Here is a 19,433-nt window from a genome sequence, read left to right as displayed (position 1 = left end):
CTCCGGCAACTCCACCGGCCCCCACCTCCACTTCGAGGTACGGCCCGGCGGCGGGTCCGTGCCCTACAGCTTCTGCACCGGTGCGTAACGCAGCAGCAGCCGCTTCGGCTTGTCGTCCCCGAAGTCGATGGTGGCCTGCGCGTCCGCGCCCGCTCCCTTGACCTCCATGACGGTGCCGAGCCCGAACTGGTCGTGCGTGACCCGGTCCCCGACCACCAGCGCGACGACCGGCTTGTCCGTCGCCCGGCGCGTGGCGAAGCCGGAGGGGCCCGACTTCGTGCGCGACGAGGACAGGAACGACTCGGGGGAGGTCCCGAACGTGGCCTTGCCGCCGCCGGAGCCCGAACCGTAGCCCGATCCCGACCCGTAGCCGGAACTGCGCATCGGACCGGCCGGCTTCTGCGCGGCGCCGGTGCGCTTCCACGTCAGGTACTCGGCCGGGATCTCCTCCAGGAACCGCGACGGCGGGTTGTACGAGGGAGTCCCCCACGCGCTGCGCATCGAGGAACGCGTCAGGTACAGCCGCTCCCGGGCGCGCGTGATCCCGACGTACGCGAGGCGGCGCTCCTCCTCCAGTTCCTTGGTCTGGCCGAGCGCGCGCATGTGCGGGAAGACCCCGTCCTCCATGCCGGTCAGGAAGACCACCGGGAACTCCAGGCCCTTGGCGGTGTGCAGGGTCATCAGTGTGATGACGCCCGAGCCGTCCGTCTCCTCGTCCGGGATCTGGTCGGAGTCGGCGACGAGCGCGACCTGCTCCAGGAACTGGGCGAGGGTCCCGGGCCCGGCGTCCGCGGCCGCCGCATCGCCCGCCGCGTCCGCGTCGACAACGTCCGCGTCCGCGTCCGCGTCGACAACGTCGGCACCCGCACCGGCACCGCCCGCGTCAGCGGAGGCCCCGTCCGCCGCGGCCTCGGCCTCGGCCGCCGCGGCCTCGCGCGCCTGCTCGAACTCCAGCGCCACCGCCGCCAGCTCCTGCAGGTTCTCGATCCGCGTCTCGTCCTGCGGGTCGGTCGACGCCTGGAGCTCGGCCAGGTACCCCGTACGCTCCAGCACCGCCTCCAGCACCACCGCCGGGCCCGCGCCGGAGTCGACGATCGTCCGGAGCTCCTCCATCATCACGTTGAAACGCTTCACCGCGTTCGTCGAGCGCGCCGCCATGCCGAAGGCCTCGTCCACGCGCCGCAGCGCCTGCGGGAAGGTGATCTTCTCCCGCATCGCGAGCGCGTCGATCATCGCCTCGGCACGGTCGCCGATGCCGCGCTTGGGCACGTTCAGGATCCGGCGCAGCGGGACGTTGTCCTCGGGGTTCGCGAGGACGCGCAGGTACGCGAGGACGTCGCGCACCTCCTTGCGCTCGTAGAAGCGCACGCCGCCGACGACCTTGTAGGGCAGCCCGACCCGGATGAAGATCTCCTCGAACACGCGCGACTGCGCGTTCGTCCGGTAGAAGATCGCGACGTCGCCGGCCTTGGCGTCGCCCGCGTCCGTCAGCCGGTCGATCTCGTCCGCGACGAACTGCGCCTCGTCGTGCTCGGTGTCCGCGACGTAGCCGGTGATCACCGCGCCGGTGCCGGCCTCGGTCCACAGGTTCTTGGCGCGGCGGTTCTCGTTGCGCTCGATGACCGCGTTGGCCGCGGAGAGGATCGTCTGCGTGGAACGGTAGTTCTGCTCCAGCAGGATCGTCGTCGCGTCCTGGTAGTCCTCCTCGAACTGGAGGATGTTGCGGATGGTCGCGCCGCGGAAGGCGTAGATCGACTGGTCGGCGTCACCCACCACGCAGAGCTCGGCGGGCGGCAGGTCCGGGTAGCCGGTGCCGACCAGCTCGCGCACCAGCGTGTACTGGGCGTGGTTCGTGTCCTGGTACTCGTCGACGAGGACGTGCCGGAAGCGTCGCCGGTAGTGCTCGGCGACGTCCGGGAAGGCCTGGAGCAGGTGGACGGTGGTCATGATGATGTCGTCGAAGTCCAGCGCGTTGGCCTCACGCAGCCGCCCCTGGTACATCGCGTACGCCTGGGCCAGGGTCTTCTCGAAACCGTCTGCGGCCTGGTCGGCGAAGGCTTCCTCGTCGATCAGCTCGTTCTTCAGGTTGGAGACCTTGGCGTTGAAGGCCTTCGGCGGGAACTTCTTCGGGTCCAGGTCCAGGTCGCGGCAGACGAGCGCCATCAGCCGCTTGGAGTCGGCCGCGTCGTAGATCGAGAACGAGGACGTGAAGCCGAGGCGCTTGGACTCGCGGCGCAGGATGCGCACGCACGCGCTGTGGAAGGTGGACACCCACATGGCGTTGGCGCGGGGGCCGACGAGGCCCTCGACGCGCTCCTTCATCTCGCCGGCGGCCTTGTTGGTGAAGGTGATCGCCAGGATCTGCCCGGGGTGGACGTGTCGCGCCGACAGCAGGTGCCCGATGCGGTGGGTCAGCACCCGGGTCTTGCCGGAGCCCGCGCCGGCCACGATGAGCAGCGGGGAGCCCGCGTGCACGACGGCGGCCCTCTGCTCGGTGTTGAGGCCCTCGAGGAGCGTCGCCGGGTCGATGACGGGCCTGGGGGCGCCGTCCCGGTAGTACGCGTCCCCGGTCAGGGGCATGTCGAACCGGCCCCCGAAGAGGTCGTCCGCGCCCGCTTCCGGGGCGGCGTGCTCCTCTGGTGGCGGGGGGACCTCGTCGGAGGGGGTGAAGTCCGCCAGGAAACTGTCGTCAAAGAGGCTGCTCATCGCCCTCCGAGTCTAGGGGGCGGGACCGACAGCCGGTCCCGGGCCCGGGAAATCGCGGAATCCGGCCCGGGGTCGCCGCCCGCTACGCCCCTTCGTCCTTGAGGACGAGCTCCAGCAGCCCGGGGAACCGGGACTCCAGGTCGTCGCGGCGCAGCACGAGGAAGAGCTTGCGGCCGCGGGGCCGCTGGCAGATGACCCCGCTCTCGCGCAGCGCCTTGAGGTGGTGGGTGACGCTCGACCTGGGCAGGTCCGGCACGACCTCACCGCAGAAGGCCTCCTCGCCGGAGGCCAGCCTGCGGACGATCTCCAGCCGGACGGGGTGGCCGAGCGCCGCCAGCACGTCGACCAGTGCGATGCGGTCGGCGACGGGGTGGGCCGGTTCGGCGGCGGTGACAGCCATGGACCCACTGTACGGAGATCTCGTACGGATCGGCCACCACCCCTGTCGGACTGTTCGAAAATCTCGTACAGTCGCTCCGTCGTACGAAAACTTCGTACGGTCGATCCATCGAGGACACCAGGACGCCCCATGCCCGCGCACTCCCCCCTTCCGCTCGACGACGCCTCCCTCGCCGCCTCCCTCGACGGCGGGTTCACCAGCCACCTCGCCGAGGTCAACGGCACCCGCCTGCACTTCGTGGACAGCGGCCCCGAGAGCGCCGGAGAACCCCTCGTCCTCCTGGGTGGCTGGCCCCAGACGTGGTGGCAGTGGCACAAGGTGATGCCGGCCCTGGCCCGCCGCCACCGGGTGATCGCGGTGGACCTGCGCGGCATGGGCGGCTCCGACAAGCCCGTCGGCGGGTACGACAAGAAGACGATGGCCGCGGACGTCCACGCCCTCCTCGACCACCTGTCCATCGCGTCGGCGCACCTCGCCGGGCACGACATCGGCGCGATGGTCGCCTACGCCCACGCCGCCAACCACCCCGCGGCGACCCGCCGCGTCGCCCTCCTCGACGTGGCCCACCCGGACGAGGACTGGGCCCGGATGACCCTGCTCCCCCAGCCCGGGGTCATCCACCTGTGGTGGTTCGCCCTCAACCAGGTGCACGGCCTGCCCGAGCAGCTCCTCGCCGGCCGCTACCACCACCTCCTGGACTGGCTGTTCGCCCACGGCGCCGCCGACCCGGCAGCGATCGACGCGCGTTCCCGCGCGGTGTACGCCCGCGCGTACGACTCCCCGGACGCGATCCGGGCCGGAAACGACTGGTACCGGACCTTCGGGCAGGACATCGCCGACCTCGCCTCGTACGCCCCGGTGACCGGCCCGCTGCTCGCCCTCGGCGGCGAGCACAGCAACTACGAGCTGCTCACCCGCGCCGTCCCGGCGCTCGGCACCGATACCCGGGTCGTCCGCGTCGACGGCAGCGGCCACTACCTCCCGGAGGAGCAGCCGGAGGCCGTCGTCGCCGAGCTGACGCGATTCTTCGGCTGATCACACCGGGCGGACCGGCCGCGGTCAATATCCTCACCGCCGCCCTCCGGCGCCGATCCGCTCCGGTCCGGAGCGGCCGCATCCGGTCGCATCAGGCCACTTGTGCTCACCCGTCATCCGCCCGTTACCTCCGGGTCTAGCGTCCTCCTCCAGCAAGCACCCGACAGAGGAAGGACGTGAGGCCCGCGTGGCCAGTCACCGAAAGCCCAGGCAGCGCCCGTTCTCCGGCGGCACCGTACGGACCGCCGCCACCCTCGCCCTCGCGGGCGCTGCCACCGCCACCGCGTTCGAAGGCACCTCCCAGGCCGATCCCCGGCCCACCCCCGCCCAGGTCGAGGCGGAGGTGAACCGTCTCTACGAGGAGGCCGAGGCCGCCACCGAGCGGTACAACGGGGCGAAGGAGCAGGCCGACGAGGCCGAGCGCGCGCTGACCGGCCTGCGCGACGAGACCGCCCGCAGGACGGACCGGCTCAACACCGCCCGCGGCGCGCTCGGCACCCTGGCCGCCACCCAGTACCGCGGCGGCTCCCTGGGCACCGCCGTACGGCTCGCGTTGTCCGCCGACCCGAAGGAGTACCTGGCCCAGGCCGCCTTCATCGCCCGCGCCGGCGACCGCAACGCCGCCGGGATCACCGCCGTGCGCCGCGGGCTGGACGAGGTCGGGAAACTGCGGACCCAGGCCGCCGGGCGGGCCTCGGACCTGCGCACCAAGCGGGACGAACTCGCCGGGCACAAGGCCGAGATCGAGGCGAAGCTCGCCGCCGCCCGGCAGCAGCTGGCCAAGCTCACCGCCGAGGAGCGCGCGGCCTACGAGGCGCGCACGGCCGCCGCCCCCGCCCCCGCAGCCGCCGCTCCCGCAGCCGCGGCCGCCGCGCCCGCGCGGCGCGCCGCCCCGGCGCCGGGCGACGGTTCGCGCGCCGCCCGCGCCGTGGCCTTCGCGTACGGGGCGATCGGCAAGCCGTACGTCTGGGGCGCGACGGGCCCGGGGTCCTTCGACTGCTCGGGGCTGACCCAGGCGGCCTGGAAGTCGGCCGGGGTCGCGCTCCCCCGCACCACGTACACCCAGATCAACGCCGGCCGCCGCGTCTCCCGCGACCAGCTGGCCCCCGGCGACCTGGTGTTCTTCTACTCCGGCATCACGCACGTCGGCATGTACATCGGCAACGGTCAGATGATCCACGCGCCGCGGCCGGGCTCGACGGTCCGGGTCGCCCCGCTCGACTCGATGCCCTGGGCCGGCGCCTCGCGCCCCGCCTAGCCCCGCCCGGCGCTGTGCCCGTCCCCGTTACGGCGCCTTGACCTGCGTGGTCAGCCAGCCGAAGGTCTGCGGCAGCTGCTTGGACCAGGATTCGAGGTTGTGGCCGCCGGTCACCTTCTCCGCGTGCACCACGGTCGGGCTCTTCGCGGCGCCCTTGAGGTCCATGCCGGACAGGTAGCCGTCGTGCTGGGCCCCGGACATCCACAGGGAGACCGCGGGCGGCGCCGGCGCCGCCTTGAGCAGGTTCAGCAGGTTGTGGGTGCGGCGCAATTCCGGGTCCTGGGCGACCAGCGAGGACGGCTCCTGGCCCGGGTCGTTGTACCCGGACAGCGAGACGGCGGCGGCGTAGCGGTCGGGGTGGGCGATGGCCAGTTTGGCGGCGCAGTACGCGCCGGCCGAGTACCCGGCCACGCCCCAGGTGCGCGCCTCGTCGGAGGCCCGGAAGTTGTCGATGACCATCTTGCGGACGTCGACGCTGAACCAGCTGTCCGCGTTGACCTTGCCGGGGAGGTTGGCGCAGCCGGTGTCGCCGTTGCCGAGCAGCATGGCGCGCGGCGAGACGAGGATGAACGGCTGCACCGTGCCGTTCCTCATCAGCGGCTCCAGCACCTCGTGCGCCTTGAGTCCCTGGAACCAGGACTTGCCCGTCCCCGGGATGCCGGGGATCAGCTCGACCACCGGGAACTTCCTGCCCTTGTAGGCCGGGTCGTCGTACTGCGGCGGCAGCCACACCAGGACGTCGCCCTTGACCCCGGAGACCTTCCCGTCGAGCTCGGTCTTCTGGACCCGGCCGCCGAGGCCGTCCACCGGCTGGAACTGCTGGCGGACCTTCGGCGCCTGCTGCACCTCCTGCGCCTTCTTCCCGCCGAGCCCGTCCGGGCCGAGGTCGGGGGCGGCGGTGACGTAGGACCCGGTGCCGAGCAGGTCGCCCCACGAGGTGTAGAAGTTCATGTCCCGGTTGATGCCCACGAACACCAGCGCGACGGCGGTGGCCTGCGCGAAGACGAGCATCGTGCCGCGGGCGGCGACGCGCACGGCGGCGGGGCCGCGCACCCGGCTCCACACGGCCAGCGGCAGGACGACGGCGATCACGGTCAGCGCGACCGCCGCCGCGAAGAGGGGGGTCCCCGTCAGGCTCATCACGCCATCGAAGAGGGCGGCGCAGCGCCTTGCGGTTGCCCTCTCCCCCTGCGGCGTGGATCACATGCCCGGCCCGGACCACAGGCCCGGACCACCAGCCCGGACCGCCCCGCGGATCAGACCAGCCGGCGGGCCGTGGCCCAGCGGGTCAGCTCGTGCCGGTTGGACAGCTGGAGCTTCCTGAGCACCGCCGAGACGTGCGACTCGACCGTCTTCACCGAGATGAAGAGCTGCTTGGCGATCTCCTTGTACGCGTACCCGCGCGCGATCAGCCGCAGCACCTCGCGCTCCCGCTGCGTGAGCCGGTCCAGGTCCTCGTCCACCGGAGGCGCGTCCGTCGAGGCGAACGCGTCGAGCACGAAGCCCGCCAGCCGCGGCGAGAACACCGCGTCGCCCTCCTGCACGCGGAAGACCGAGTCCACCAGGTCGGTGCCGGTGATGGTCTTGGTGACGTAGCCGCGCGCGCCGCCCCGGATGACCCCGATGACGTCCTCGGCGGCGTCCGACACCGACAGCGCGAGGAAGCGCACCGGGTTCTCGACGGCGCCCATCAGCGGGGCGCAGCGCCGCAGTACCTCGACGCCCCCGCCGCCGGGCAGGTGCACGTCGAGCAGGACCACCTCGGGCCGGGTGGCGGTGATGACGGTGACGGCCTGGTCGACGTCGGCCGCCTCGCCGACGACCTCGACGCCGGTGCGGTCGGTCTCGCCGATCTCGGCCTGCACGCCGGTGCGGAACATCCGGTGGTCGTCGACGAGGACCACCCGGACCCGCCTGGTCGGTGCCGTGCCTGTGTTCTCGTCGGACATGCTGCCTCCGGTCATCCTGCGTTCGCCGCCCTCTCCATCTCCAGCTCGACCTCGGTGCCGCCGTCGGGAGCGGACCGCAGCCGAGCGGTCCCGCCGTTGCGCTGCATCCGGCCGATGATCGATTCTCGTACGCCCATGCGGTCGTCCGGTACCGCGTCGATGTCGAAGCCGGGCCCGCGGTCCCGTACGGACACGAACACCGTCTGCCCCTCCACCTCGGCGTAGACCTGCACCGGCCCGCCCTCGCCACCGTACTTGGCGGCGTTGACCATCGCCTCGCGCGCGGCCTGGACCTGCGCCGCCAGCCTCTCGTCCAGCGGGCAGTCGCCGACGACGACGACCTCGATGGGCACCCCGTGGTGGTCCTCCACCTCGGCGGCGGTCTTCTTCACGGCCTCCGCCAGCGTCGCCGGCTCCTCGGCCTCGTCCTTCCCGGTGCCCCCGGGCTTGTACAGCCAGTTCCGCAGCTCGCGCTCCTGGGCCCGGGCCAGGCGGCGCACCTCGCCGGCGTCCTCCGCGCCCCGCTGGATCAGCGTGAGGGTGTGCAGCACCGAGTCGTGGACGTGGGCGGCGACCTCGGCCCGCTCCTGGGCGCGGATGCGCATCAGCCGCTCCTCGGAGAGGTCCTGCGTCATCCGGATCAGCCAGGGTCCGGCGAGCAGGGCGACGCCGACGAGGACGGCGAGGGTGGCGGTGAGGACGTTGCCCAGCTGGGCGGCCGATCCCCGTACGACGATGAAGACGGTGAGGCCCACGCCGACGAGGACGACGCCGGCGAGCGCCCGGGCGGTCTGGAGCAGGCGGGCGTGCCGTCCGGCGGCGGCGTTCCAGTGGGCGCGGCGGGCGTTGTCGGCCTGGCGCCACACCAGGACCACGCCGGCGCCGACCAGCAGCGTCGGCCACACGTACCGGCCGGACTCGCCGCCGAGCTGGACCTTGGAGATGAAGATGCCCGCGCCGATGAACAGGGCGACCAGCGCGGTGATCTGGCCCCGGTCGGGCTTGCGCAGCCGGCGGGTGCCGTCGGCGCAGGTCTCCCACAGGGAGCCGTTCGCGGTCCGGCCGCCGACGCCGAGCGGTACGAACACCCAGAACGCGGCGTACAGCAGGACGCCGAGGCCGTCTCCGAACATGAAGAGGGCGAGGAACGCCAGCCGGACCCAGATCACGGGCAGTCCGAGGTGCCCGGCGAGCCCGCGCGCGACCCCGCCGAGCATCCGGCCGTCGGCGCTGCGGTAGAGCTTGCGCTGCGGTGCGGGCTCGGGCGGGGATTCCGATGCGTGCGGGGTGCGGGGTGCGGCGGCTGCGGGCATGTCACTGATGGTCACACGCGTGGAGGGGGCCGGGCATCAGGGCATCCCCCCAGTTCCGTCGGGGGGATATCAGGGTTGCGCCAGGGTCGGGCCGGGTGCCGCGGGACGCCGCGGCCCGTCACCATGGACGCATGACCGAAGTACACGACGCCCCGTCGGCGGCCCCCGGGTCCGCGCCGCCCCCGGCGGACCGGCCGCTCCTGCGCCGCGCCAGGCGCGACAAGGTCCTCGCGGGCGTGTGCGGGGGGCTGGGCCGGCACTTCGACCTGGACCCGGTGGTCTTCCGGATCTTCCTCGGCGTCCTCGCGGTCACCGGCGGCGTCGGCCTGATCTTCTACGGATTCGCCTGGCTGCTGCTCCCGCTGGAGGGCGAGGAGGAGAGCGAGGCGAAGAAGCTGCTGACCGGCCGGGTCGAGGGCGCCACCATGGCGGCGGTGTTCGCCGCCATGGTGGGCTGCGCGCTGTTCCTGTCGATGCTGGACAACGGCGAGATGGCGGTCTTCTCGATCCTGGTCATCCTGGTGCTGGGCGTCGCCTCGTACTGGTCGCAGCGGCGCCGGGTCGCCGCTCCCGAGACGGAGGCACCGGCCTCGCACCGGCCGGCCCACTCACCGGCCCCGCCGGAGACGAAGGCGCCGCCCGCCCCCGGCGGCCCGTCGTGGTGGCGGGACCCGCTGGTCAAGGACGGCACCACCGGCCCGGTCGGCGGGACCGGGTACCTGTGGGGGCCCGACGACGAGGTCGTCGACGCCCGGACCGGCGCCCCGGCGGCGCCGGCCGCGCGCTGCGTCCCGGTCCGCCCGCGCGGCGGCATCGGGGGCCGGGTGTTCGTGCTGGCCGTGCTGACCGGGGCCGGGGCCGCGTCCTCCGTATGGGAGGGCGGCACGATGACCCACGCCCTGCAGATCGCTCTGGCCTCTGCCCTGGCCGTGTTCGGCCTCGGGCTCGCGGTCAGCTCGTTCAAGGGGCGTACGGGCTTCGGCACCGTCCTCCTCGCCCTCGTCACCGCCGGGCTGCTGGCGGGCGCGTCGGCGCTGCCCGCCGAGATCGGCACGGACTGGCGCCGGGTCGACTGGCGGCCGGCCGCGGTGGCCGACGTACGGCCCTCGTACGAGGCGGGCACGGGGCTCGCCACGCTGGACCTGAGCCGCCTGGACGTGCCGAAGGGCACCACCGTGGCGGTCCGCGCCTCCCTGGACGCGGGCCGGCTGAAGGTGATCGTGCCGCGGGAGGTGACGGCCGTGGCGGACGTGTCGGTCCGGTTCGGCGACATCCACCTGCCGGGTGAGACCAGCCGGGACTTCCGTGTCCGACGCGGCGGCGAGACCCGGGGGGCGACGCTGCCCCCCTCCCCCGGCACCGAGGCCGGCGGGACGATCGAGCTGCACCTGGACACGGGTGTGGGACAGGTGGAGGTGGCCCGTGCGGCGTCATGAATTCCAGCCGGGGCGGCTCTTGGCGGGGCTCGTCCTGATCGCCGCGGGCGTGCTCCACCTGCTCGACGCGACCGGACGGGCCGATCTGCCGTGGTTCCTGGTGATCCCGATGGCCGCGGGCGGCCTGTCGGTGGCCGCCCTGGTCGGGATGGTGACCTACGCCGTGCGCAGGGACCGCCGTGAGCGGATCAGCGCGTCGAGCGACCAGTAGGGCGCTCCGGCGATGATCAGCGGGGTCCAGGCCATCAGGTAGACCAGGTCGTTGCCGTAGTAGTACGGGGACACCGCCCAGGAGACGGTGAGCCAGAGGCTGAGCGAGATCAGCGCTCCGCCGAGGGCCGCGATCCGCGTCAGCAGGCCGGCCAGGATCCCGAGGCCGACCAGGAGCTCCCCGAGGGCGATGACCGTCCCGAAGGCCACCGGGGACTCCAGCGCCATGTCCACCATGGCCGGGATCGCGGAGCTGTCGCGCACGCCGCGCATCTGGTCGCCGATGGAACCGTCGCCGGTGGCGGCGAGGAAGGCGGAATCGGTCAGCTTGTCCAGGCCGGCGTAGACGAAGGTCACGCCGAGGAAGATCCGCAGGGGCAGCAGCGCGTACCGGGCCGCGCGCTCCTTCAGCGGGGAGGGTTCCGACGGGGCGACGTCAAGTACATCGGTTCGATTCACGCGACATGTGTACCCCGATCACTCGGCCACGTCGATGGTGCAGCGGTTGGATTCCACTCCTGCGGCGGTCACCACCTGGACGTCCACGCGCCCCGGTTCCACTTCCGCCGGTACCGGCACCGTCAGCACGGCGTCCGTGGGGTTGGTGAACCCGCCCGCCACCGGGACCAGCGGCACGTGCACGTGCACCGCCCCGATCCGTACGACCAGCCGGGCCAGCATCTCCGGGGTCTGCGCCCCGGGCGGCACGAAGCCCACCCCGCGGATCTCGATGTCGTCGCCGGGGCGGACGGCGGCGTCCAGGTCCCCGGGCTCCCGTCTGCGCACCACCGACAGGACGAGCGGGCGGCTGCCCTCCGCGTACTTGGCCGCCAGGTAGACCGCGGCCGACAGGGCCACCAGCAGGGCCAGCGCCCACGGCATCCGGGGCAGCCGGTCCGGGAAGCGGGCCAGCGACACCGTCGCGTGGACCAGTACCACCGCCGAGACCAGGACGTACTGCGCGTCGGGGAAGGAGCCGCGCCCGGCGTCGTCGGTGAGCAGGTCCACCCCGCGCGGCCGGTCCGCGGGCAGCTTCTGCAGCCGCTGGCCCATGATGCGTACGGAGACCACCCGGCGGACCAGGACGGCCACCAGCGAGGTCAGCGCGACGACCGCCAGCAGCGGCAGCGCGCCCTCCAGGGCGAACCCCGCGTACAGGGCCTGCCGCTCGGGGCCGGGCACCGACGCCGCCAGCCGCAGCGCGGGCAGCAGCGTGGCGAACGCGGCCAGCACCACCCAGGCGCTCGGCACGGCCTTGGAGGTGGAGAGCCGGTTGTCCTCGCCGACGAGCGGCGCCAGCAGCCCGCCGCGCACGGACTGGGCGCGCGCCGCGAGCGTGAGCAGCCCGGCCAGCAGCAGGGCCGCCAGCAGCCCGGCGGTGCGCGCGGTGGACCATCCGGTGCCGAGCGCGGCGCCGACCTGGACCAGCAGCAGGACGCCGGCGGCGATCCATACGGCGAGCACGGCCCGCCGGGAGAACAGGTACAGCCAGGAGTTCCCGGCCTCCCGGCCCCGGTCGGCGACGGTGCGGGCCGACAGCGTCAGCTCGTCGGAGACCCACTGCCGGGACGCGCCGAGGGAGTGGGCGACGGCGGCCGGCACGCCGTGGCCGGCGGCGAACTCGTCCCGCTTCTCCAGGAACGCGGCGACGGCGCGCCGGTGGCCTTCCCGTGCGCACTCCTCACAGGCACAGGCGGTGGTGTGGGTACTTCGGGAGATCTCTTGGACAGCCACGTGCGTGCCGCCTCTCTGAACTACGGTGCAATGCCAGCGAATTGTGCACCACTGCGACAGTGCTCCGGATTGCGCACGATGTCAGAGCAGGTGATGAGCAGTTCATGATGTTGACGCCACCGGTCGCGGGGCCGTCTGGCGCAACGGCTGGTAGTTCGCCCAGGCGGCCAGATCGGACCCGAACCGCTCGCGCATGAGCACCGCCCCGCGGTGGTCGACGGGCACCGGCTTCCCGGCCGCCCGCGCGGTCAGCTGCACCTGCGCCGCCCGCTCGGCCGCGACGAACCACCAGACGGCGGCGTCGACCGTGTCACCGACCGTCAGCAGTCCGCGGTTGCGCAGGATCAGCGCCTTGTACGGTCCCAGCGCCCGACCGACGCGGTGCGGGTCCTCGGCCGCGGAGCACTCGTCGAGGAGCGCGTGGTCCCCGTAGAAGGCGCAGGCCTCCTGCGTGATCGGGGCGAGCAGTTCGCCGAGCGCGGCGAGCGCCCCGCCGTACGGGCCGCGGGTGCGGACGACGGCCACCGCCCCGGGGCGCTCCCGGTGCACGGCCGCGTGCACGGCGAAGGCCAGGCCGTTGACGCGGCGCCCGCCCTGGCGGACCCGTCCGTCCCCGTCGACCAGCAGCAGGTCGTCGGGGGTCAGCGTGGCGAAGGCCCGGCCGAAGGGGTTCACCCAGTAGCAGTCGTCGAACTCCGGGTCCCGCGCGCTGACGTGCCCGGCCACCCCGTCCTCGTACCCGAGGGCGCCCAGCAGCCGCAGCGCCTCGGCGAGGCGTTCCTTGCGGTGGGCGCGCTCGTCGGCGGGGTCCGCGTGCCCGGGCGGCATGTCGAAGCGCAGCCGGTCCACCGGCACCGGACCGGGCGGCGTGCCGGGCACCGGACCGGGCGGCGTGCCGGGCCGCGGGTCCGTCGCCGGGCCGGGCCGTACGTCCGCCGCCGTCTCGTCGGCCATCGCTCGCTCTCCTCGTCGGTCGTCCGCGCTCCGCCGGTCGTCGGCGCAAGGTACTGGCCGCCGCGCGAGGAGAACAGGGCCGCGCACCGGCGAAAAGGACGGCGCCGCCGCTCAGCCTGGCTGAGCGGCGGCGCCGTCGTACGCGGGTCAGGACCCGGTCACTCCCATTCGATGGTGCCCGGGGGCTTGCTCGTGCAGTCGAGGACCACGCGGTTCACGTCCGGCACCTCGTTGGTGATCCGGGTGGAGATCCGGGCGAGCACCTCGTACGGCATGCGCGTCCAGTCCGCGGTCATGGCGTCCTCGGAGGAGACGGGGCGCAGCACGATCGGGTGGCCGTAGGTGCGGCCGTCGCCCTGGACGCCGACGCTGCGGACGTCCGCGAGCAGGACGACCGGGCACTGCCAGATCTCGCGGTCCAGACCGGCGGCGGTGAGCTCGTGGCGGGCGATGGCGTCGGCCTCGCGCAGCAGGTCCAGGCGCTCCTTGGTGACCTCGCCGACGATGCGGATGCCGAGGCCGGGGCCGGGGAACGGCTGGCGCTGGACGATCTCGTCCGGCAGGCCCAGCTCCTGGCCGACCATCCGGACCTCGTCCTTGAACAGCTGGCGCAGCGGCTCGACGAGCTCGAACTCGATGTCGTCGGGGAGGCCGCCCACGTTGTGGTGGGACTTGATGTTCGCGGTGCCGGTGCCGCCGCCGGACTCGACGACGTCCGGGTACAGGGTGCCCTGCACCAGGAAGGCCACGTCCGCGCCGCCCTCGGCGATGATCTCGGCCTGCGCCTGCTCGAAGACGCGGATGAACTCCCGACCGATGATCTTGCGCTTGGTCTCCGGGTCGGAGACTCCGGCCAGCGCGTTCAGGAAGCGCTCCTGCGCGTCGACGACCTTCAGCTGGACGCCGGTGGCCGCGACGAAGTCCTTCTCGACCTGCTCGGTCTCGCCCTTGCGCATCAGGCCGTGGTCGACGTAGACGCAGGTGAGCTGCGACCCGATGGCCTTCTGCACGAGCGCCGCGGCGACCGCGGAGTCCACGCCGCCGGAGAGGCCGCAGATGGCGCGCTTGTCGCCGACCTGCTCGCGGATGGCGGCGACCTGCTCCTCGACGATGTTGCCGGTGGTCCAGGTGGGGGCGAGGCCCGCGCCTCGGTAGAGGAAGTGCTCCAGGATCTGCTGGCCGTGCGTGGAGTGCATGACCTCGGGGTGGTACTGGACCCCGTACAGCTTCTTCTCGTCGTTCTCGAAGGCCGCGACCGGGACGACGCCGGTCGACGCGGTGACGGTGAAGCCCTCGGGGGCGGCGGAGCACGCGTCGCCGTGGGACATCCAGACCGACTGGTTGTCGGGGGTGCCCTCGAAGAGGGTGGAGCCGGACTTGGAGACGGCCAGCGGGGTGCGGCCGTACTCGCGGGCGCCGGTGTTGTCGACCTGGCCGCCGAGGGTGACCGCCATCAGCTGGAAGCCGTAGCACATGCCGAAGACGGGGACGCCGGCCTCGAACAGGGCGCCGTCTATGGTGGGAGCGCCGTCCTCGTACACGGAGGAGGGGCCGCCGGAGAGGATGATCGCCTTGGGGTCCTTGGCCAGCATCTCGGCCACCGGCATCGTGCTGGGGACGATCTCGCTGTAGACCCGTGCCTCGCGGACGCGGCGGGCGATGAGCTGGGCGTACTGGGCGCCGAAGTCGACGACGAGAACCGTGTCCGGGGCGCTGTCGTGGGCGGCGGAGGGTGCTTCTGGCACGGGGCGGCCTTCCGGCGGAAGAAGTGGCTGTTTTGTCGATTCTAACGGGGGACCCGAGCCCCTCTTCGTCTCACCATCCGAACCGGCTTGGCCTGAAGGGGGACGGAAGGTCATAATCCGTTCCATGCGCGAGCAGCTGAGCTTCCTCTTTACCTATGGCACCGGTCGGTCCGGTCGCCATGGGTCCTCGTGATACTCGCTTGAGCCGCTGACTTCCCAGAGAGCGCCCCGGTCCGACAGGACCGGGGCGCTCCTGCGTTCCCGTTCCTGCCGGCCTCGTCCACCCCGCGCACCAGAGCCCCAGGAGATCCGCCATGACCACGACGACCACCACCCCCGAGCAGCTGATCGCCGACTCCCGCACCCGCATCGACGCCCTCGACGACCGCATCATCGGGCTGATCCAGGAGCGGATGGCCGTCTCCGCGGTCATCCAGGAGGCCCGGATCACCTCCGGAGGCCGCCGGGTGCACCTGTCCCGCGAGATGGAGGTGCTCTCGCACTGGAGCGCCGCACTCGGAAAGCCGGGCACCACCCTGGCGATGACCCTGCTGGAGCTGTGCCGGGGCCGGGTCTGACGCCCGCGGCCGCGGGCCGTGTCACGCCCGTTCGTCACCCGTCCGGACCGTGACCGGCCCCGCGGCCCTTCGTTGGTGAGGGTGGCCGCGCCAGCCAGGCGCGGGACCGCAGCACCACGCGTGGCTCCGCCGGAGCGATGAGACGCACGCCCCGTGGAGCGTGTGTCGTGGGACCTCGCTCCTCAGCGTGACCGGACGGCAGGGGACAGCAGCCCGGTCCGTGACAGGACGGCCGGTCGGGGGGACGCCCCGGGCCGGCCGTTCCGCGCGTACGGCCCCTCCCGGCGGGCACCTACCCGACGGCCCTCCCCGCAGACCCCTCCCCGCCGGTCCGCCCTTCACCCTGTGACGGACGACACGGACCGGGAGCGCTGGTTCCGGTACAACCATCCGTGCGGGCCACGTGTCACCACATGCGTGCGGGGACTGCGCTCGGAGGGGGAGTGCAGTCCCCGCCCGTACGTGCGTCGCCGCGCGTCCCGCCGGCCCCGCGTTCCCGCTAGGCCGTTTCTTTCGGATCAGGGCGGATCAGCCCGGGGTGTCCGGTGCCGTGCATCGCAAGGCCGAGGAGGGAGCCGACGTGGTGTGTCGGCGACCGACGAGAACGCCGCGAGGCGCGGTGCCGGGCAGCCCGGGCCCGCCATGATCCGAAAGACACGGCCTACGGCGCCTCCGGCTTCGCCGGCACCTCGGGGATTGCGAGGAACGGCAGCCGCAGCGCCCCGAAGGCCTCCTTCGGCACCGCCGGGCGGACCGGTTCCACCGCGGGGAGGCGGACGTACGCCGCTCCCTGCTCCGGGCGCGCGTCCTGCTCGCCCTTGTTCGGCCAGTACGACATCGCCCGCTCCGCCTGCGCCGTGATCGTCAGCGACGGGTTGACGCCGAGGTTGGCGGAGACGGCCGAGCCGTCCACCACCGAGATGCCCGGGTGTCCGTAGAGCCGGTGGTACGGGTCGACGACGCCCTCCTGCGCCGACGCCCCGATCGGGCAGCCGCCGAGGAAGTGCGCGGTGAGCGGGGTGCCCATCAGCTCGCCGATGTTGCTGCCCGCGAAGCCGTTGATCTCCTCCGCCAGCAGGGACGCGGCCCGGGTGGCCTCCGCGATCTGGACCGGGTTCGGGGCGCCGTGGCCCTGGCGGGCCGTGAGCAGGCCCTTGCCGATGCCGCCCGGCTTGCGGTAGGTCGTCAGGGAGTTGTCGAGCGACTGCATGACCAGTCCGATGATGGTCCGCTCGGACCAGCGCCGGTTGGACAGCGAGCGCGCCATCTGGAGGGGGTGCCGCGCCGTCCGGGCGAACCAGGCCCGGACCCGGTGCCGGGCGTACGGCACCTGGAGGATCGTCATGAACCCCATCGCGTTGGAGCCCTTGCCGTAGCGGACGGGCTCGATGTGCGTGTCGGCGTCGGGGTGGACCGAGGAGGTGATCGCCACGCCGTGGGTGAAGTCGGCGCGGCGGTCCGCGCCGTGCCGCCTGCGGTAGCGGCGGTCATCGGTCTGCGCGCCGACCAGGCCCTCGGAGTTGGTCCGGGTCAGCTCGCCGAGCCGCTCCGACAGGCGCGGCAGCTCCCCGCGGTCCTTCATGGTGTGCAGCAGGGTCTGGGTGCCGTACGTGCCCGCCGCCACGACCACGAACGCGGCGCGCAGCACCTTCGCCCGGCCGCTGCGCCGGCCGTCGGTGGGGACCGTGCGGACGCGGTAGCCGCCCTCGGGGTCCTCGGCGAGCGCGGTGACCGTGGTCATCGGGTGGATGACGGCGCCCGCACGCTCGGCGAGGTGCAGGTAGTTCTCGTTCAGCGTGTTCTTCGCGCCGTGCCGGCAGCCGGTCATGCACTCGCCGCACTCGGTGCAGGCGCTGCGGGCGGGTCCGGCGCCGCCGAAGTACGGGTCGGCGGCCTCCTCGCCGGGCCTGGCCCGGGCGCGGCTCGCGCCCTGCTCGCCGTTCTCGCCGTCCTTGCCGTCGCCGAAGAAGACGCCGACGGGGGCCATGTGGAAGGAGTCCCCGACGCCCATCTGCTCGGCGACGGCCTTCAGGTGGACGTCGGAGGCGGTCATGGTCGGGTTCAGGCGCACCCCGAGCATCCGCTTGGCCTGGTCGTAGTAGGGGGCGAGCTCGCTGCGCCAGTCGGTGATGGACGCCCACTGGCGGTCCTCGAAGAAGGCGGCGGGCGGCACGTAGAGGGTGTTGGCGTAGTTGAGCGAGCCGCCGCCCACTCCGGCGCCGGCCAGCACCATGACGTTGCCGAGCAGGTGGATGCGCTGGATCCCGTACAGCCCGAGGGCCGGGGCCCACAGGTAGTTGCGCAGGTCCCAGCTGTTCTTCGGCAGGCTCTCGCGGGTGAACCGGCGTCCTGCCTCCAGGACGCCGACCCGGTACCCCTTCTCGGTCAGGCGCAGGGCCGAGACCGACCCGCCGAACCCCGATCCGATGACGATGACGTCGTAGTCGTACGCGTGCGACACGGGTGGGCCCCTAACGCAGTCGGAGTGCCTTCATGACCTGGAGGCTGCGGGTCATGAACGCCGCGTACTTCTCGTCGTCCATGCCCAGCGAGGGCGCCATCGGCAGCAGCCGCTGGTGGGCGACGGTCTGGGCCTCGGTGTACTTGAGGATGCCCTCGGAGCCGTGGCGGCGGCCGAGGCCGGAGTCCTTCATGCCGCCCATCGGCGCCCGGGCGCTGCCGTAGGCGGGGGCGTAGCCCTCGTTGATGTTGACGGTGCCGGTGCGCAGGCGGGTGGCGACGGCGTGGCCGCGGCGGGCGTCCTTGGTCCAGACGCTGGAGTTGAGGCCGTAGGCGGTGGCGTTGGCCTGCGCGATGACCTCGTCCTCGTCGGTGAAGCGGTAGACGGAGACGACCGGGCCGAAGGTCTCCTCACCGCACACGGCCATGGGCGCCTCGACGCCGTCGAGGATGGTGGGCTCGTAGAAGAGGGGGCCGATGTCGGGGCGGGCGGTGCCGCCGGCGACGAGGACGGCGCCCTTGGCGACGGCCTCTTCCACGTGCCGCTGGACGGTCTCCAGCTGGCGCGTCCCGACCAGCGAGCCCATGTCGGCGCCGTAGGCCAGCGAGCTGCCCAGGCGCATGGCCTTCGTGCGGGCGGCGAAGCGCTCGACGAACGTGTCGGCGATCGAGGCGTGGACGTACAGCCGCTCGATGGAGATGCACAGCTGGCCGGCGGAGGAGAAGCAGGCGCGGACGGCGCCGGCGGCGGCCTTCTCCACGTCGGCGTCGTGCAGGACGAGCATGGCGTTCTTGCCGCCGAGTTCGAGGGAGACCCCGACGAGGCGGTCGGCCGCGCCCCGGGCGACCTCGCGGCCGGTACGGGTGGAGCCGGTGAAGGAGACGTAGTCGGCGTGCCGGACGACCTCCGGGCCGATGACGGGCCCCTCGCCGAGGACGATCTGGAAGACCTCGGCGGGCAGTCCGGCCTCGATGAGCAGGTCGCGGGCCCACAGGGCGGTGAGCGCGGTCTCCGTGTCGGGCTTCATGACGACCGCGTTGCCGGAGACGAAGGCGGGCAGCGCGTCGCCGACCGACAGCTCCAGGGGGTAGTTCCAGGGGGCGATCTGGCCGACGACGCCGCGGGGCTGGCGCAGCTCGGTGACCTTGGTGAGGGTGGGCATCGCACCGGTGTGGCCCTTGGGGCGCAGGTACGAGGGGGCCTTGCGGCCGTAGTGGCGGGCGGCGATGGCGACCGCCTGGACCTCCTCGTGGGCGTGCAGACGGGCCTTGCCGGTCTCCAGCTGGATGAGGTCGAGGACCTCGGCCTGCCGGGCGAGGACCAGGTCGTGGAAGCGCAGCAGCACCGCGGCCCGCTTGCGTACGGGGACGGCGGCCCAGGCGGGCTGCGCGGCGCGGGCCCGGTCGAAGGCCTCGACGACGTCCTCGGGGGTGGCCTCGGGGAGCTCGGCCAGCCGGTCCCCGGTGAAGGGGGTGTGGTTGGCGGTCCGGCCGGAGCCGATGATGCCGCGGGTCAGCCGGGCGACCAGGTCGGGGGTGACCACGTCGGCGGCGGTGCGGACGCCCGCCGGGGCCGGGGCGACCGGGTTGGTGGGCCGCGGTGCGGCGCGGAGGGGGGCGGCGGGGGCCTGCGAGTCCGTCATGGCGGTGAGCGT

15 protein-coding genes and 1 pseudogene are annotated in these 19,433 nt (G+C 73.1%); 5 read left to right on the top strand and 11 right to left on the bottom strand.

Going from position 1 to position 19,433, the window contains the following annotated elements; genetic code table 11:
* Positions 1 to 63: 63 nt before the first annotated feature.
* Positions 64 to 2,706 (bottom strand): ATP-dependent DNA helicase, encoded by a 2,643-nt coding sequence (locus ACFWW8_RS21095; RefSeq protein WP_386530461.1) that lies wholly within the window; start codon positions 2,704 to 2,706, stop codon positions 64 to 66.
* An 82-nt stretch (positions 2,707 to 2,788) separates the two neighbouring features.
* A complete protein-coding gene (locus ACFWW8_RS21090) occupies positions 2,789 to 3,106 on the bottom strand; it encodes an ArsR/SmtB family transcription factor (protein ID WP_386530460.1) in 318 nt (105 codons plus the stop codon).
* 129 nt (positions 3,107 to 3,235) lie between these two features.
* Here ACFWW8_RS21090 and ACFWW8_RS21085 point away from each other — a divergent pair, with 129 nt between their 5' ends.
* Complete coding sequence (locus ACFWW8_RS21085; protein ID WP_386530459.1) at positions 3,236 to 4,141, top strand: alpha/beta fold hydrolase; 906 nt, start codon at positions 3,236 to 3,238, stop codon at positions 4,139 to 4,141.
* 187 nt (positions 4,142 to 4,328) lie between these two features.
* Entirely contained in the window at positions 4,329 to 5,399 is a 1,071-nt protein-coding gene (locus tag ACFWW8_RS21080) for an NlpC/P60 family protein (protein ID WP_386530458.1), read from the top strand.
* A gap of 27 nt (positions 5,400 to 5,426) precedes the next feature.
* Here the strand turns inward: ACFWW8_RS21080 and ACFWW8_RS21075 are convergent, their stop codons facing one another.
* The 3 genes from ACFWW8_RS21075 to ACFWW8_RS21065 form a co-directional block, all read right to left on the bottom strand.
* Positions 5,427 to 6,539, bottom strand: coding sequence for an alpha/beta hydrolase (locus ACFWW8_RS21075; RefSeq protein ID WP_386530457.1), 1,113 nt, complete (start codon positions 6,537 to 6,539; stop codon positions 5,427 to 5,429).
* 116 nt (positions 6,540 to 6,655) lie between these two features.
* Positions 6,656 to 7,348 carry a LuxR C-terminal-related transcriptional regulator gene (locus ACFWW8_RS21070; protein WP_386530456.1) on the bottom strand — a complete coding sequence of 231 codons (693 nt, stop codon included), beginning with the start codon at positions 7,346 to 7,348 and terminating at the stop codon, positions 6,656 to 6,658.
* A gap of 11 nt (positions 7,349 to 7,359) precedes the next feature.
* Positions 7,360 to 8,661 carry a PspC domain-containing protein gene (locus ACFWW8_RS21065; protein WP_386530455.1) on the bottom strand — a complete coding sequence of 434 codons (1,302 nt, stop codon included), beginning with the start codon at positions 8,659 to 8,661 and terminating at the stop codon, positions 7,360 to 7,362.
* A gap of 131 nt (positions 8,662 to 8,792) precedes the next feature.
* On the opposite strand from ACFWW8_RS21065, the gene ACFWW8_RS21060 reads away from it, so the two are divergent.
* Positions 8,793 to 10,097 (top strand): PspC domain-containing protein, encoded by a 1,305-nt coding sequence (locus tag ACFWW8_RS21060; RefSeq protein ID WP_386530454.1) that lies wholly within the window; start codon positions 8,793 to 8,795, stop codon positions 10,095 to 10,097.
* Positions 10,084 to 10,308 carry a hypothetical protein gene (locus ACFWW8_RS21055; protein WP_386530453.1) on the top strand — a complete coding sequence of 75 codons (225 nt, stop codon included), beginning with the start codon at positions 10,084 to 10,086 and terminating at the stop codon, positions 10,306 to 10,308. Before ACFWW8_RS21060 ends, ACFWW8_RS21055 begins: the two co-directional genes overlap by 14 nt.
* Here ACFWW8_RS21055 and ACFWW8_RS21050 read toward each other — a convergent pair.
* The 4 genes from ACFWW8_RS21050 to guaA all read right to left on the bottom strand — a co-directional run bounded on the left by ACFWW8_RS21050 (position 10,254) and on the right by guaA (position 14,740).
* Complete coding sequence (locus ACFWW8_RS21050; RefSeq protein ID WP_386530452.1) at positions 10,254 to 10,766, bottom strand: DoxX family protein; 513 nt, start codon at positions 10,764 to 10,766, stop codon at positions 10,254 to 10,256. The genes ACFWW8_RS21055 and ACFWW8_RS21050 overlap by 55 nt on opposite strands.
* 18 nt (positions 10,767 to 10,784) lie before the next feature.
* The gene (locus ACFWW8_RS21045; RefSeq protein WP_386530451.1) at positions 10,785 to 12,041 is read right to left on the bottom strand and encodes a hypothetical protein; all 1,257 of its coding nucleotides are present in this window, start codon (positions 12,039 to 12,041) and stop codon (positions 10,785 to 10,787) included.
* A gap of 102 nt (positions 12,042 to 12,143) precedes the next feature.
* Positions 12,144 to 12,995, bottom strand: a complete 852-nt coding sequence (locus tag ACFWW8_RS21040; protein ID WP_386530450.1) for a class II aldolase/adducin family protein — start codon at positions 12,993 to 12,995, stop codon at positions 12,144 to 12,146.
* A gap of 158 nt (positions 12,996 to 13,153) precedes the next feature.
* Complete coding sequence (gene guaA, locus ACFWW8_RS21035) at positions 13,154 to 14,740, bottom strand: glutamine-hydrolyzing GMP synthase (protein WP_386530449.1); 1,587 nt, start codon at positions 14,738 to 14,740, stop codon at positions 13,154 to 13,156.
* Positions 14,741 to 15,036: 296 nt separating this feature from the next.
* On the opposite strand from guaA, the pseudogene ACFWW8_RS21030 reads away from it, so the two are divergent.
* Positions 15,037 to 15,318 (top strand): annotated as a pseudogene (locus ACFWW8_RS21030) (chorismate mutase); the annotation flags it as partial.
* Between the two features lie 661 nt (positions 15,319 to 15,979).
* Here the strand turns inward: ACFWW8_RS21030 and ACFWW8_RS21025 are convergent.
* Positions 15,980 to 17,779, bottom strand: coding sequence for a GMC oxidoreductase (locus tag ACFWW8_RS21025; RefSeq protein WP_386530448.1), 1,800 nt, complete (start codon positions 17,777 to 17,779; stop codon positions 15,980 to 15,982).
* Between the two features lie 10 nt (positions 17,780 to 17,789).
* On the bottom strand, positions 17,790 to 19,421 hold the full coding sequence (locus ACFWW8_RS21020; protein WP_386530447.1) for a succinic semialdehyde dehydrogenase: 1,632 nt from the start codon (positions 19,419 to 19,421) through the stop codon (positions 17,790 to 17,792).
* Positions 19,422 to 19,433: the final 12 nt, after the last annotated feature.

Origin of the sequence: Streptomyces sp. NPDC058701 (assembly GCF_042715295.1) — a bacterium.
GTDB lineage: Bacteria > Actinomycetota > Actinomycetes > Streptomycetales > Streptomycetaceae > Streptomyces.
The sequence above is the reverse complement of the archived record's forward strand: the minus strand, read 5'-3'. Positions and strand labels throughout refer to the sequence as shown.

What these genes read in the sequence shown, in the direction of transcription:
- ACFWW8_RS21095 (WP_386530461.1), bottom strand. Translation starts at nt 2,706, where the DNA reads ATGAGCAGCCTCTTTGACGACAGTTTCCTGGCGGACTTCACCCCCTCC.
- ACFWW8_RS21090 (WP_386530460.1), bottom strand. Translation starts at nt 3,106, where the DNA reads ATGGCTGTCACCGCCGCCGAACCGGCCCACCCCGTCGCCGACCGCATC.
- ACFWW8_RS21085 (WP_386530459.1), top strand. Translation starts at nt 3,236, where the DNA reads ATGCCCGCGCACTCCCCCCTTCCGCTCGACGACGCCTCCCTCGCCGCC.
- ACFWW8_RS21075 (WP_386530457.1), bottom strand. Translation starts at nt 6,539, where the DNA reads ATGAGCCTGACGGGGACCCCCCTCTTCGCGGCGGCGGTCGCGCTGACC.
- ACFWW8_RS21070 (WP_386530456.1), bottom strand. Translation starts at nt 7,348, where the DNA reads ATGTCCGACGAGAACACAGGCACGGCACCGACCAGGCGGGTCCGGGTG.
- ACFWW8_RS21065 (WP_386530455.1), bottom strand. Translation starts at nt 8,661, where the DNA reads ATGCCCGCAGCCGCCGCACCCCGCACCCCGCACGCATCGGAATCCCCG.
- ACFWW8_RS21060 (WP_386530454.1), top strand. Translation starts at nt 8,793, where the DNA reads ATGACCGAAGTACACGACGCCCCGTCGGCGGCCCCCGGGTCCGCGCCG.
- ACFWW8_RS21040 (WP_386530450.1), bottom strand. Translation starts at nt 12,995, where the DNA reads ATGGCCGACGAGACGGCGGCGGACGTACGGCCCGGCCCGGCGACGGAC.
- ACFWW8_RS21020 (WP_386530447.1), bottom strand. Translation starts at nt 19,421, where the DNA reads ATGACGGACTCGCAGGCCCCCGCCGCCCCCCTCCGCGCCGCACCGCGG.